This is a genomic window from Symbiopectobacterium sp. Eva_TO, assembly GCF_053848865.1.
Map to the genome: position 1 here is coordinate 2,416,891 of NZ_JBSPEY010000004.1, position 14,232 is coordinate 2,431,122.

General features: G+C 47.2%; 16 protein-coding genes. 9 read left to right on the plus strand and 7 right to left on the minus strand.

Translation table 11 applies throughout. The features are described 5' to 3' along the window. Positions 1-151: 151 nt before the first annotated feature. The 7 genes from ACWWJF_RS14730 to ACWWJF_RS14760 all read left to right on the plus strand — a co-directional run bounded on the left by ACWWJF_RS14730 (position 152) and on the right by ACWWJF_RS14760 (position 5,484). Positions 152-1,075 (plus strand): IS5 family transposase, encoded by a 924-nt coding sequence (locus ACWWJF_RS14730; protein ID WP_455869854.1) that lies wholly within the window; start codon positions 152-154, stop codon positions 1,073-1,075. Between the two features lie 65 nt (positions 1,076-1,140). Next, positions 1,141-1,566, plus strand: coding sequence for a prepilin peptidase (locus ACWWJF_RS14735; protein ID WP_455869855.1), 426 nt, complete (start codon positions 1,141-1,143; stop codon positions 1,564-1,566). After that, positions 1,554-2,078, plus strand: a complete 525-nt coding sequence (locus ACWWJF_RS14740; RefSeq protein WP_455871101.1) for a TadE/TadG family type IV pilus assembly protein — start codon at positions 1,554-1,556, stop codon at positions 2,076-2,078. Before ACWWJF_RS14735 ends, ACWWJF_RS14740 begins: the two co-directional genes overlap by 13 nt. Further along, the gene (tadF, locus tag ACWWJF_RS14745) at positions 2,017-2,706 is read left to right on the plus strand and encodes a tight adherence pilus pseudopilin TadF (RefSeq protein ID WP_455869856.1); all 690 of its coding nucleotides are present in this window, start codon (positions 2,017-2,019) and stop codon (positions 2,704-2,706) included. The genes ACWWJF_RS14740 and tadF overlap by 62 nt, the downstream gene beginning before the upstream one ends. A gap of 35 nt (positions 2,707-2,741) precedes the next feature. Continuing rightward, entirely contained in the window at positions 2,742-4,022 is a 1,281-nt protein-coding gene (locus ACWWJF_RS14750) for a pilus assembly protein (RefSeq protein ID WP_455869857.1), read from the plus strand. Positions 4,023-4,127: 105 nt separating this feature from the next. Further along, complete coding sequence (locus ACWWJF_RS14755; protein ID WP_455869858.1) at positions 4,128-4,763, plus strand: hypothetical protein; 636 nt, start codon at positions 4,128-4,130, stop codon at positions 4,761-4,763. Between the two features lie 31 nt (positions 4,764-4,794). Continuing rightward, on the plus strand, positions 4,795-5,484 hold the full coding sequence (locus ACWWJF_RS14760; RefSeq protein ID WP_455869859.1) for a hypothetical protein: 690 nt from the start codon (positions 4,795-4,797) through the stop codon (positions 5,482-5,484). Between the two features lie 58 nt (positions 5,485-5,542). Here the strand turns inward: ACWWJF_RS14760 and nrdF are convergent, their stop codons facing one another. The 7 genes from nrdF to ACWWJF_RS14795 form a co-directional block, all read right to left on the minus strand. Next, positions 5,543-6,505 carry a class 1b ribonucleoside-diphosphate reductase subunit beta gene (gene nrdF, locus ACWWJF_RS14765; protein WP_455869860.1) on the minus strand — a complete coding sequence of 321 codons (963 nt, stop codon included), beginning with the start codon at positions 6,503-6,505 and terminating at the stop codon, positions 5,543-5,545. Positions 6,506-6,529: 24 nt separating this feature from the next. Next, positions 6,530-8,671, minus strand: a complete 2,142-nt coding sequence (gene nrdE / locus ACWWJF_RS14770; RefSeq protein WP_455871102.1) for a class 1b ribonucleoside-diphosphate reductase subunit alpha — start codon at positions 8,669-8,671, stop codon at positions 6,530-6,532. Beyond that, positions 8,671-9,075, minus strand: a complete 405-nt coding sequence (nrdI, locus tag ACWWJF_RS14775; protein ID WP_455869861.1) for a class Ib ribonucleoside-diphosphate reductase assembly flavoprotein NrdI — start codon at positions 9,073-9,075, stop codon at positions 8,671-8,673. The genes nrdE and nrdI overlap by 1 nt, the downstream gene beginning before the upstream one ends. Before the next feature lie 9 nt (positions 9,076-9,084). Continuing rightward, the gene (gene nrdH / locus ACWWJF_RS14780) at positions 9,085-9,321 is read right to left on the minus strand and encodes a glutaredoxin-like protein NrdH (RefSeq protein WP_455869862.1); all 237 of its coding nucleotides are present in this window, start codon (positions 9,319-9,321) and stop codon (positions 9,085-9,087) included. A gap of 281 nt (positions 9,322-9,602) precedes the next feature. Then, positions 9,603-10,397 carry an adenosylmethionine decarboxylase gene (speD, locus tag ACWWJF_RS14785; RefSeq protein ID WP_455869863.1) on the minus strand — a complete coding sequence of 265 codons (795 nt, stop codon included), beginning with the start codon at positions 10,395-10,397 and terminating at the stop codon, positions 9,603-9,605. A 29-nt stretch (positions 10,398-10,426) separates the two neighbouring features. Beyond that, positions 10,427-11,281, minus strand: coding sequence for a polyamine aminopropyltransferase (gene speE, locus ACWWJF_RS14790; protein ID WP_455869864.1), 855 nt, complete (start codon positions 11,279-11,281; stop codon positions 10,427-10,429). A gap of 132 nt (positions 11,282-11,413) precedes the next feature. Next, the gene (locus ACWWJF_RS14795; RefSeq protein WP_455869865.1) at positions 11,414-11,761 is read right to left on the minus strand and encodes a YacC family pilotin-like protein; all 348 of its coding nucleotides are present in this window, start codon (positions 11,759-11,761) and stop codon (positions 11,414-11,416) included. 296 nt (positions 11,762-12,057) lie between these two features. Between ACWWJF_RS14795 and ACWWJF_RS14800 the strand changes: the two genes are divergently transcribed. Together ACWWJF_RS14800 and istA are read left to right on the plus strand one after the other, a co-directional pair. Continuing rightward, the gene (locus ACWWJF_RS14800) at positions 12,058-12,276 is read left to right on the plus strand and encodes a hypothetical protein (RefSeq protein ID WP_455869866.1); all 219 of its coding nucleotides are present in this window, start codon (positions 12,058-12,060) and stop codon (positions 12,274-12,276) included. Positions 12,277-12,696: 420 nt separating this feature from the next. Continuing rightward, on the plus strand, positions 12,697-14,226 hold the full coding sequence (gene istA / locus ACWWJF_RS14805) for an IS21 family transposase (protein WP_455868471.1): 1,530 nt from the start codon (positions 12,697-12,699) through the stop codon (positions 14,224-14,226). Positions 14,227-14,232 lie beyond the last annotated feature (6 nt).

The following is a 14,232-nucleotide window of genomic DNA, read 5'->3' on the forward strand; positions in this document are numbered from 1 at the left end:
ACCGGATCGTCTGCTGATTCGTTACACCATACCATTCAGTGGATTATAAACGCTTCTGGCATTTTTAAGGGATGATGGCTTTGTTGAATAAATAGAAAGTTTGGGTAATCATCGGATCAGATCACCATAGTTGTTTCAACATCAGGTCTCCATGGCAAAACAAAATTTTAAAATCACTAACTGGCCCTCCTATAACAAGGCCCTCAAGCAGCGTGGTGCTCTAACCGTATGGCTAGATGAATCAGCCATTGCTGCATGGACGGAAAAAACGACTACTGAACGGCGTGGACGACCGCTCCACTACTCAGATATGGCCATCACCACAGTCCTGATGATGAAACGCGTGTTTGGCCTTTCATTGAGGGCTTTACAGGGTTTTGTTGACTCGATTTTTAAACTGATTAAATTGTCGCTGCATTGTCCAGACTATTCGCTGCTCAGCAAGCGAGCAAAGACAGTGAACATCAGCATAAAAACGCCAACCCGTGGTGAAATCTCACACCTGGTCATTGATGGAACCGGCCTGAAGGTCTTTGGCGAAGGCGAATGGAAAGTCCGGCAGCATGGTGCCGACAGACGCAGGGTGTGGCGTAAGCTGCATCTGGCAGTAGACAGTGCGACGCATGAGATTATCTGTGCGGATTTGTCGCTCAGTGGTACGACTGATGCCCAGGCTCTACCGGCACTGATAAACCAGACCCACCGGAAAATCAGAGAGGCATCGGCTGACGGCGCTTACGATACAGGTTACTGCCATGATGCTCTGCTGAGGAAGAAAATAAGGCCGCTTATCCCGCCGCGAAGGGGGGCGCAATATTGGCCGGACCACTACCACGAGCGTAACCACGCTGTTGCAAATCAGCGCCTGAGCGGCAGCAACGATACCTGGAAAAAGAAAGTGGGCTATCACCGACGCTCAGTGGCTGAAACGGCCATGTTCCGGTTCAAAACGCTTCTGGGTGGTCATCTAAGTCTGCGTGACTACGATGCTCAGGTGGGTGAAGCCATGGCGATGGTCAAAGCGCTTAACCGGATCACGCTATTAGGAATGCCGAACAGTATTCGCATCACGTAACAATCGACCTGGGGCACAGTCGTTACAAGTTTTGATTTATTCAACAAAGCCAGGGATGATGTAAAGTGAAAGTAGAAGGGATGCTGACAATTGCTATTAGTATAATATTGATGTTCGTCTGTTATACGGATATTCGTTGTCGGAAAATTACCAATGCGACGACATTGCTCATTTTTTCTCTCTCACTTTTATTAGCCTTTCATCATCCTGAGGATCTCTCTTTAACAGTGCTGTTGCTATTGTTTTGTCTTGGTTTTGTTTTATCTATAGTCGGCGTAATCGGTGCAGGCGATGTTAAACTGGTATGTGCATTATCAACGGGGCTTTCAACGACAGAGATAGGTAATTTTTTATTTTTGATGGGAATGGCGGGGATCCCACTCACGTTGCTTACGTGTTTATATTATAGACTGTTCTCAAGAAATAACGTCATCACTATACCCTATGGTATTGCTATTTGCTCTGGCTATTGGCTGTTGTGGGCTGTGTAAGTAAAAGGAATAAAGAATTGAACAACAAAACAAATCATTCGATTTCATGGTATCGTTCTAGTAGCGGAAGTGCTGCGCTTGAGTTTTCTTTACTCTTTATCCCCTTTGTTATGGCATTTCTTTTTCTAGCAGAGTTGTGTCGGGTGGTTTATATTTCATCTGCCTTGGATTTGATTCTGGCTGAATCCAGCTATCGTACATCGCTTCGTCAGCCTGACAGCGATTATCACGCTTATTTTACGAAAGCCTTGAAAAAGCGTTTAGGTGTATGGCCATTATTTACCGGAAATATAGCGGTTCATGTCTCTGCGCGTTATTGTGATGATGTCACTGCGTTAATTGAGAATGGCAAACATTGCTCATCGATTCATGCAACTGGAAAGCCGTTGGCACTGTATCACGTGAATATTAATTACCAGCCTCTCTTCTTTCTATTTCCGACAGTGATGGTTGAGCAGCAATGGAAGAGAAAGGTTGCTTTTGTTCAGGAATTTCAGCGAGGAGAATTGTAATATGTCTTCGCTTTGCAGAAACGGAAAATTGCTGTCTGAGATAAAAAGTGAGAAAGGAAGTGTAGCGATTGAGTTTTTTTTCTACTTTTTTTCTATTGTACTGCTCTGTTTTTTATTGGTTGATTACAGCCGATATTTTTTAAACAAAGGCTATATGGAGCGTGTCAATCATTCTCTTGCCACCGTGTTGCGTGAACGCACTGCACTTTATCATGGGAAAGAGATCTTGACACAGGATGATGTCAATCAGTTAGATTTGCTGGCAAATATGCTCTTGGCTGAATCTCGTATCGGGGAAAAGTATAATCTCTATGTGGATGCTATCTATTTTGATGAAGATGTAAAGTCAGAAAAAAAGATAAAAGGTAAGCCCGTATCGTTTACTGTAGTTCATATAAAAGAGGGTAATTGTCCAAAGTCAGAGTTTGCAAAGGATTTCACTAAACATATTCCGCTTTCCCCTTTTTCTCAGGCTGATACTGGGTCGATGCGAACTGAGCATTGGCTACCTGTTTATCAAGTCACTCTCTGTACTCAAAGTCAGTATAGTTTGTTAATGAAAATATTACGTGCTATTGGACCATCTGTAGGAGATATCTCTGTGAGTAATGCGGTAATCCCTCGGTGAGTTTTTGGAGTTCGATAATTATTTCAGGGAGCGTCATGAAGATAAAATATGCTGTTGATTTCTTTCTGTTGGTATTCCGCAGAGAGTCTGGGGCAATGGCATTGCCTTTTGCTATTATGTTTCCAATATTATTGATGTTTTTTTCTTTTGCACTTGATGGGGCGCATTTCCAATCAAACCGTGCCCGATTGGCAGATGCGATGAATCAGGGGGTATTAGCCATTGCGATAAACGATCGCTGTGATTACGTCGCGGATAAAGAATGTGCTGTTAAGCATGGAAACAAAGAAGCCAATGAAAAGGTTCTGAGCCACTATCTGAATTATTATCTGCCCTATGTGACGTTTACTGATAATGGTCTTGACGTTATTGTCAGTCTGAACCGTGATAATTCAGAAAAATTAACCTCAATTGATTATAATGCATCTGGGATTGCGACATTACATCCTATCTTCAAAAAATATAATGAGGTTGGATTTAACGATGATATTCATATACGTGCAGATAGTTCTGCTGGCGCGGTAAGAAAATCTATGGAGCAGAAAAGTCTCCCTACAGATTTCGTTTTTGTTGTGGATGTTTATTCCTCAATGGGTCTGGATATTAATGGTACGGAATCAGATATTAAAGGTGGTGTTAAATATGATCTTTTAAAAGAGGCGGTTGTGAACTTTTCTCAACTCATTCTTAATAGTAACGAGAAAAACACTATTGGTATCGTTCCTTTTAATATCGGCGTTCCTGTTAAGTTGAGTGAAAAAAACCTTTTTGGTGGAAAAGAGACAGGCTGTTCTTTTGTTGGTAAGCTTAAAAAAGAGTATGCGAAGGTTAACAATGAAAGGATTGATTTTAATTTTTGGTATAACAAGAACTTCAATGATAACTATAGGAAATTCGACCAACAGGATAATATAGTCACTTCTTATTATAAATCAATCGTCCAATACGGTTTTCCGCTTAGTATGGAACAAATGGTTGATGATAAAAAGTGGTGTGTGACAATTTCGAAGGGAAATAAATATTTAAATGAAAGTTCAAATAAAAATCCGCCGCCTTACTACAGTTGTGATGCTGATTCTCCTGCTAATTTGCGGGTGAATTATAAAAAGTTTGAATCTCATTATGCTAATGCTAAAAAATTAAACGATCTGGCATATAAAAACCTTAATGTTTTAAATATTAAAACTATTGATTTTGATGAAACTTTGAAAGAGGACTATTTGTTTTCTGACAAGTCAGTTACTACTTATACCCATATCGTTATACACATCTTTTGGCCATTTTTTGAACAGGATGCTCAGAACCCCGTGAATTAAGGCATTCAAGCCATCCCATTGGCTTTTTGAGGTTCAAAATGCCACTCTGAGATAAACCCGTAACTCATTGATTAAACAGTGCGTTAGAAAGATGTGTATAACGATATGACTTATACCTACTTTCCTTATCATGGTAATGATGGGATGTTTCACAGTATGTGTTTTGATCATTGGCATCGTGTACGATTACCAAAAGATGATGATATAAATGATATGAAGGTTATAAATGATATAAGGACTTATGCTGATTTTATGCGAAAAAGAGAGTCTCCTTCCTCTTATTTGATTGAGTTAACCAGCAGTGCTGAGGTTATCTCGAATTTTAAGAAAATGATGATTCATGGGGGGGAGACCGACAGCAGTAGTGGTTTATTGCGATCGTTACCTGTTATCGCAAAGGGTAATAACCCTAAAAAAGTCATTATTATGGTTAGTGATGGGGAGGATACCTTTCAGCCAAAGGAGTTGGCCAGAGCACTTCATAAGGAACACCATATTTGCAAACGAATAAAAAAGGGTTTGTTAAATTATAATAAAAGCCATAAGACAGAGGTGGTGGATATATTTTTTATTTCATTGGCTAAGAAGGGGGTTGATGATGCTAATATTAAGTTTTGGCGGGATTTCTGTGTTGGAGACGACAACACCTTTGTTGTGAGTGATTACCAAAGTCTGGTGAATATACTGGCAAAAATATCCAAAAAAGAAAAAATAAACTTTATCGATAAAAGTGGTTTTTAATTGATAGGCTTCGTCCGTATTTGGGAGGGATATGAGAACAATAGTAATTGCAGATACACTCTATTATCGTTATATAGGGTTGAGCGATCTTTTTTATAAAAAGTTCGACGGCAATCCTGATGTGGATGTGTTCGATCACTACAACGAGAAAAAGCTAACGCGTAGGGGAGAATATCGTAATGCGCTGGTCATTGGTAATCAAACCTTTCATGAAATGGAGAGAACTAATCGATTATTACACGCTAATAACAGCGATATAATTGTTTATCGTATTTTTTTTTCCGATATGATCAAACTACGACGCTTGAAGCGACATTTGGTACTGAGTCCTTATTGTATCGTGGTGTCTTCAGATATCGCTAATCGTGATTTATTTATGCTAAGCCATTCATGGCTGGGGTGTCTAGACAAAGAGAAATTCGCCTATGTCAGGTTTAATTCACACGAGCGACAACTGTTACAGTATTGGGAGGAGATAACACATGGTCATATTCCTGCTGGTCTTAAGAATATAGCCTACTCCGTTATTAGTCGTTTAAAGCGAAAGATAGATATTCGCAGTGAATACTCTCTTTATTTGCTGTGGCGGATAACGCATCTGGGGATTTTTTCTTTGAACAATTTTTCAATGGGCAGTAACCGCAGCCGGGTCAGAGCGCCTGTACCGCGTAAACTGTCGGCTACGCCCTCAATTCCCCACGGCTATTTTTTTCTGCGCTGAGTCTGTTGCATCGTCTGAAGGCCCGGGGAGCGTCGCTCCCTGGGCCGCGTTCTGTCGCTTAGAAATCCCAGTCATCATCTTCGGTATTAACCGCCTTACCGATGACGTATGAAGAGCCTGAACCGGAGAAGAAATCGTGATTTTCGTCCGCGTTGGGTGACAATGCGGAAAGGATTGCCGGATTGACATCGGTCATGTTAGCAGGGAACAACGCTTCATAACCAAGGTTCATCAATGCTTTATTGGCGTTGTAATGCAGAAACTTTTTCACATCTTCCGTCCAGCCCACACCGTCGTACAGCGCTTCGGTGTAGAGGATTTCATTGTCATAGAGATCCTGCATTAAATCGAAGGCGTAGTCCTTTATCTGTTGTTGCCGCACAGCGTCAACGTTGGCGAGACCCTGCTGGAATTTATAGCCAATATAATACCCGTGCACGGCTTCATCACGGATAATCAGGCGAATCAGATCGGCGGTGTTGGTCAGCTTGGCGCGGCTGGACCAGTACATCGGCAGATAAAAGCCGGAATAGAACAGAAAAGATTCGAGAAATACGCTGGCGACCTTTTTCATCAGGGGATCGCTGCTGCGGTATTGTTCAAGAATCAGTGTGGCTTTTTTTTGCAACGTGGCGTTTTCTTCACTCCAGCGATAGGCATCATCTACTTCGCTGGTGAGACAGAGCGTCGAAAAAATCGAACTGTATGAGCGGGCGTGTACTGCTTCCATAAAGCTGATGTTTGACAGTACTGCTTCCTCATGCGGCGTGACGGCGTCGGGCATCAAGGTAGGGGCACCCACGGTGTTTTGTATGGTGTCCAGCAGCGTAAGGCCAGTAAAAACGCGGATGGTTAACTGGCGCTCTTGGGGGGTTAACGTGCTCCAGGAGGGAATGTCGTTCGACAGCGGCACTTTCTCCGGCAGCCAGAAGTTACTGGTCAGACGATTCCACACTTCCAAATCCTTGTCGTCTTCGATTTTATTCCAGTTGATCGCTTTTACACGTGTGAGCAGAGTCATCGTTAAATTCCTTCGAGAAACCTATCAGAGCGCACAGGAGACACAGCCTTGCACTTCGGTGCCTTCCAGCGCCATCTGGCGTATGCGCACGTAATAAATGGTTTTAATGCCTTTTTTCCAGGCATAAATCTGTGCCTTATTGATATCCCGTGTGGTGGCTGTATCGCGGAAAAACAGGGTTAACGACAGCCCTTGATCGACGTGCTGGGTGGCGGCAGCATAGGTGTCGATGATTTTTTCCGGACCTATCTCGTAAGCATCCTGGTAGTAATCCAGGTTGTCATTAGTCATGTAGGGGGCAGGGTAGTAAACGCGCCCAATCTTGCCTTCTTTGCGGATCTCGATACGTGACACGATGGGGTGAATGCTGGAAGTTGCATGGTTGATGTAAGAGATCGATCCGGTTGGCGGCACCGCTTGTAAGTTTTGGTTATACAGCCCGTGCGCCATCACGGAATCGCGTAACTCGGTCCATGCTTGCTGTGAAGGAATAACAATCTGCGCCGCCTCGAACAGTTCACGCACGCGTTCCGTTTCCGACTGCCAGGTGCGTTCGATGTATTTGGCAAAATAGTCGCCGGACGCATAGGTCGATTGTGCAAACCCAGCAAAGGTGCGCCCACGCTCAATCGCCAGTTGGTTAGAGGCGCGCAGTGCATGATATGCCACGGTGTAGAAGTAGATGTTGGTAAAATCGATGCTTTCCGGTGAGCCATAAAAAATCCGTTCCCGAGCCAGATAACCGTGTAGGTTCATTTGTCCGAGGCCAATGGTATGGGAGTCATCATTGCCTTTGGCGATGGAAGGCACAGAAGCGATGTGGCTCATGTCAGAGACCGCTGTCAATGCGCGAATTGCGGTTTCCACCGTATTGCCGAAATCAGGTGAATCCATGGTTTTGGCGATGTTCAACGATCCCAGATTACACGATATATCTTTTCCGATGTGGCGATAGCCTAAGTCGTCATCGTAAAGGCTGGCTTCGTTGACCTGAAGGATCTCCGAGCACAGGTTACTCATAGTGATTCGGCCATGAATCGGGTTGGCGCGATTCACCGTATCTTCAAACATCATGTAGGGGTAGCCAGACTCAAACTGTATTTCGGCCAGAATCTGGAAGAACTCGCGCGCCTTGATCTGTGATTTGCGGATGCGTTTATCGTTTACCATCTCATGGTACTTCTCGCTTACGCTGATTTCCGAGAAGGGCAGGCCATACACCTGTTCCACATCGTAGGGAGAGAACAGGTACATCACCTGGTTGGTTTTCGCCAATTGGAAGGTGATATCCGGGATCACGACGCCAAGAGAGAGCGTTTTAATCCGGATTTTCTCATCGGCGTTTTCACGCTTGGTATCGAGAAAACGCAAAATGTCGGGATGGTGCGCATTGAGGTAGACAGCACCAGCGCCTTGCCGTGCGCCCAACTGGTTGGCATAGGAAAAAGCATCCTCCAGCATCTTCATGATGGGGATGATACCGGAAGACTGGTTTTCAATACGTTTGATCGGTGCGCCAGTTTCACGGATGTTGGTCAAGGTAAAGGCAACGCCGCCGCCACGCTTGGAGAGTTGCAACGCTGAGTTGATGGCGCGCCCGATAGATTCCATGTTGTCTTCAATACGCAACAGAAAACAGGAGACCAACTCACCGCGCTGTTTTTTACCGCAGTTGAGAAAGGTTGGCGTCGCGGGTTGAAAGCGGCCACTGATGATCTCATCGACCAGTGCGCTGGCAAGTTGGGTATTGCCCTTGGCCAACGCCAAAGCAACCAGACAGACACGGTCCTCATAGCGTTCCAGATAGCGTTTGCCATCAAAGGTTTTCAGCGTATAGCTGGTGTAATATTTGAACGCGCCAAGGAAGGTTTGGAAACGGAATTTGTGCGCATAGGCCTGCCGAAACAGGCTCTTGATAAAGCTGAATTGATACTGCTCCAATACCTCAGCTTCATAGTAACCTTCTTCTACCAGATAGCGCAGTTTCTCCTCCAGATTGTGGAAGAACACCGTATTCTGGTTTACGTGCTGAAGGAAATAGCGTCGTGCCGCCAGCCGGTCTTTTTCAAACTGAATGTGCCCGTCAGCGTCATAGAGATTCAGCATGGCATTGAGCGCATGGTAATCGAGAGCGTTGTCGCTTTTTCCCTGCGCGGGTGTATTGATTACGGATGTTGTTGCCAAAATTGGGTTACTCCTTTGCGCACATTGATGACATCTTCCGGTGTGCCGAGCAGTTCAAAACGATACAAGTACGGCACCTGGCATTTCTGCGCGATAATGTCGCCAGCCAGACAATACGCTGTGCCGAAGTTCATATTGCCTGCCGCAATCACGCCGAGCAGACCGGCCCGATTGTTGGCGTCGTTGAGGAAGCGAATGACCTGGTGCGGCACGGCACCTTTGCTGCTTCCTCCGCCGTAGCTGGGCACAACCAGAATGAACGGTTGCGCCACGTTGAGTACCGGCTGGTCTTCTGCTATCGGAATGCGCAGGGCGGGCAGACCCACACGAGCGATAAACCGATGCGTGTTTTCCGATTGGCTGGAAAAATAGACCAGTGGATTCATTGCGCCCCCTTACTGCAACTGCGCTGAGCGCAATGCGCCGAGTTTATCTGGGCGAAAACCGCTCCAGTGCTCGTCCTCTGTCATAACGACCGGTACCTGTTGATAGCCCAATGCCCTTACTCTCTGTAATGCGTGCTCATCTTCTGTCAGGTCGATAAGCTGATAGGCGATACCTTGTTTATCCAAAGCACGGCACGTCGCATTGCACTGAACACAGTGCGGTTTAGTGAAAATAGTAATGCGCATGATTCGTATTTACCTTTTGGGTTAAAGTCAGTATGGTAAAGCGGCCTTGTGACACCCTTCCGCTGCCGCCTTTCTGCGAAACGCGCCTCATCGATAACCGTGGCGTGTTTAAATACTAGATGTAGATGTTTTTAATTTCAACCATACAATATATGGTGCTTAGTGTGGGCTCATTGAGGCGGAGATCGGAATGGCGGAAGAAGACAGTGCTACCAAGGGGGAAACGGGGGCGTGGTTGAGAATAAAAAAAACGGGCCGCTGTGGGCCCGCCGGTACGTCATCTACAAAACCGGAAGATTCCTACCGTAGTAGATCTCTCGCATTTCATGATAGAGCAGATCGGTGATCCTTTTGCGCTCCGTCGCTTCCAGATTTTCCGGCGCGGCGTTGAACAGATAGTGCCGCAGATCGAAATCCTTGAGCAGCATTTTGGTGTGAAACATATTCTCCTGATACACATTCACGTCCATCAGGTGATACAGCGACTTCATATCTTCCGACATAAAGTTCTGAATGGAATTGATTTGATGGTCGATGAAATGTTTTACCCCGTTGATATCACGCGTGAAACCGCGCACGCGATAGTCAATTGTGACAATATCGGATTCCAACTGGTGAATAAGGTAATTCAGTGCTTTTAGCGGGGAAATCACGCCGCAGGTTGACACTTCAATATCGGCGCGAAAGGTGCATAGGCCGCCCTCGGGATGGCTTTCCGGGTAGGTGTGTACACAAATATGGCTCTTGTCCAGATGCGCAACCACGGAATGGGGCAGTGGTCCGGGAAGTTCTGAGTTATCGACATCGCGCGGATCCATCTGCTCTTCGCTTACCAGAATAGTCACGCTGGCACCCTGAGGATCGTAGTCTTGCCGCGCGATGTTCAAAATATTGGCACCAATGATCGTACAGGTTTCCGTGAGGATCTCTGTCAAACGATTGGTGTTGTACTGTTCGTCAATATAGGCGATATAGCCGTCGCGATCGTCAGCGGTTTTGGCATAGCAGATATCGTAGATAAAAAAACTCAGGCTTTTGGTCAGGTTGTTAAAACCGTGCAGTTTCAGCTTGTGCAATTTTCTTTACCCCCTTATGGCTGTAAGCGTCAGGCTAATGCATTCAGTAGATATTGTGGCAGCGCAAAGCTACCCGTGTGGACAGCCGGATTGTAATAACGGCAGGTGATGCCTGAAGCGTGATAACGTGCCGCAAGCGTGTCCTGTGCTACCAGGCGCAATGTCGGATCGTTGCTGGCCCAGGCAAAGGTCATGATGCCACCGTAATAGGTGGGGATTGCCGCCTGATAGAAGGTGACATCCGAAAAAGAGCTGTTGAGTAAGCGGTGGCTGTTGATGGCTTCATCCTGTTGCAGGAAACAGACGCCATTTTGTGCGACAAACAGGCCGCCAGGATTCAGGCTATGCGCACAGCCATCGTAAAACGCTGAGCTGAAAAGGCTTTCTCCGGGGCCGATGGGATCGGTGCAATCAGAAATGATCACATCAAACCTATCGCGGTTTTGGCTGACAAAATCAACGCCATCGGCGATCACCAGCGTTAAACGCGGATCGTCATAAGCTCCGGCACTGTGGTTGGGAAGGTACTGGCGACAGAAACTGACCACCCCCGCATCAATCTCCACCATGGTGATGTGTTCTACTTCCGGATGGCGACACACTTCGCGAAGGATGCCGCCATCGCCGCCGCCGACAATCAGCACGCGCTTGGCAGCGCCATGGGCCAGCAGAGGGACATGGGTTAACATTTCATGGTAGATAAACTCGTCGCGTTCGGTGGTTTGCACCACGCCATCCAGTGCCATCACGCGCCCCAGCGCCGCGTTTTCGAAGATAATCAGATCCTGATGGGCGGTTTTTTCATGAAACAGCACCTGGTCAATGGAAAAATATTGGCCGAAGCTGGCATGTAACGTTTCATGCCATATCTCTTTTCGGGACATGTCAGGGCTTCCTCTGCGATAACCGCCGTGAAAATGAGCGCGCCATCATAGCTAACTCGTTGATGGCTTGCACGGCGAAATTTCAGACAGTGCGGGAAACGTTACGTGAACACTATTTCGCCTACACCAGAACTATTTCGCGTACGCGAGCAGACCGAGCGAGTTTTGCGCCAACGATTGACACTTTTTGGGCGTCGGTATTGGGATGTTACTCAGATCGAGGTAGCTATCCTCACCCAGGCTGGTCATATCAAAGTCACTGTAATTGTTGAGATTCCAACGGTTTTGCTGTGCAAAAGCGACCAGCACGCGTCGAATATGATCGTTGGGAATGTCTTGATAGCCACAGTTGTTTTTTAGATAGACGAAAATGGCCGTCAAGTCAGCGAGATCTTCCGCCTCAAATTCATTCAGTGCGTTACTGGCTGACGAAAATCCCATCAGACTCATAAGCAGTAGTGCCAGCGCAGAGCGTTTCATGATTAAACCTGTATCAACAATCGTAAAATGACGTTATCACAGATGGGGTAAGTGGGTTCAAGGTTTATTTTACGTGTTCACGTTAGTAAAACTCGTTATTCCCTGATGTGCCAATCTGTACGGTTGAGACCAATGGCCGGATTAAGCCCCATTTATTCCGTGTTGATAACATGACGCCGTGCGCAGCCTCTGTTATTAATAGATGATGGTCAATAGGATTTACCGTTGCTGGTGTGATGATATCGGGTCTCTGGCGTATCAGTTATTGGGTGATTAACGGAGCATTTTTGCTTCCCGTGGGGATCGTATTCGCGCTGGCATTTTGGCCCGATGCTAGCGGCATGCTGGTACTGTGGCAGCAGGGGATGCCGCTTTATCTGCTGCATACGACGATTCTGGTCTGTGGTGCAGTGGCGCTGAGCCTGCTGATCGGGCTGCCTGCTGCCTGGGTTATGGCCATATCGTTATACACATCTTTTGGCCATTTTTTGAACAGGATGCTCAGAACCCCGTGAATTAAGGCATTCAAGCCATCCCATTGGCTTTTTGAGGTTCAAAATGCCACTCTGAGATAAACCCGTAACTCATTGATTAAAAAGTGCGTTAGAACGATGTGTATAACGATATGGGTTATGGCCACCTCGTTATACACAAGTCCGCAACGCCTTATATGCCAAGGGTTAGCGGGCTGAAATAGGCAGCCGGTGGGGTTGTAAATGAAGTGAAACCGACGTGTACTATCGCCATTTGCATATTCGCATCGTGATCGATCAGTGATTCGCATGACAATCGATCACGATTTCGCATCTAAGGTCGATCACTGATTCGCGTCGTATCGATCACTCCGGGACTTAACTCTTCTAACCTCCTCTCCGTTCGCAGTTTCTACTGAAATGGAGATAACGATGGCCAGAAAGAGAAAAAGCAGGAGTCCCATGGAGACTTGTCTTCAGATCTTCAAACTCAAATTTGAGTGCAACCAGTCTAATCGCACCATCGCCGCTGCTCTTAGGGTCAGCCCTTCCACAGTTTATGAGGTGCTCTCCCGTTTTACCGCCGCATCGCTGTCGTGGCCATTGCCTGATGCGCTCTTGCCAGAAAAACTGGAAAAGATGCTGTTCCCCACCCGCAGAATGCGCACCTCGGAGCTTATCGCGCCAGACTGGCTGTATATCGATACCGAGCTAAGACGGCCAGGGGTTACCAGGCAGCTGTTGTGGATAGAATACAGCACCGAAACCGGAGAAATGGCGCTGGGCTACTCTCAGTTCTGCCGTTGTTATCGCCAATGGAAGAAATGCCAGAAACGCTCGATGCGCCAGACCCACCGTGCCGGTGAGAAGCTGTTCATCGACTTCTGCGGGCCCACGGTGCCGGTATCCGACCCCGATACGGGAAATGTGCGCCGGGTCGCCATCTTCGTCGCTGTCATGGGAGCGTCAAATTATACCTATGCAGAAGCCTGCCCCGGTCAGGACATGATGAGCTGGCTGAATGCTAACAGCCACTGCCTGACCTTCCTCGGCGGCGTTCCAGCCCTGCTGGTACCCGATAATCTGCGTAGCGCGGTGAGCAAAGCAGATCGCTACGAGCCGGTCATCAACGACAGCTATCAGTCTTTGGCCTCGCATTACAGCACGGTAGTGATGCCAGCCAGACCCTACAAACCGAAAGACAAGGCCAAAGTGGAAAACGGCGTCCTGCTGGTCGAAAGGTGGCTCCTGGCGCGAATACGCAATGAAACCTTCCATACGATGCATGCGCTCAACGTCAGGCTCAGTGAGCTGATGACCGAGCTGAATAACCGGCCAATGAAAGGTTATGGGGGCCAGAGCCGAGCGCAGCGCTTTGCGCTGCTCGATGCGCCGTGCCTGCAGCCGTTGCCAGCCATGCCCTATGAATACACCGAATACCGTGCGGTGAAGGTCGCTCCTGACTATCACGTCGAATACGACCGCCACTGGTACTCCGTTCCCCATGAGCTGGTTGGTGAAAGGCTGTCGGTAAAAGCGGGTCAGACGTTGGTCCAGGTCTGGCATAAGGGCCGCTGCGTGGCTCAGCACCCTCGCAGCGATCGGCAGTACAGCCACAGCACGAATCCGGCACACATGCCGGTCAATCACCGCGGGCACAGCAGCTGGACACCTGAAAAGCTGCTGGATAATGCCGCGAGAACCGGCAAGGCGACCCGGCAGGTGGTGGAAGCGATGCTAAACGCGAAGAATCATCCTGAGCAGGCTTATCGGGCTGTTCTCGGCCTACTGTCGCTCCAGAAAAAATACGGTGCCGAACGGCTGGAAAAAGCCTGTGACAAGGCCTGCGGGCTGAACCATCCGGAAAGGCGTTTTATCGAGAATCTGCTGCGTCACAACAGGGAGGGCATCGGAGAAACAGTTAAAGGAAATAGAGAGTTACAGCTTCCACTGGAGCACGAGAATCTGCGTGGTCCAAAATATTACCACTGAAAAAGG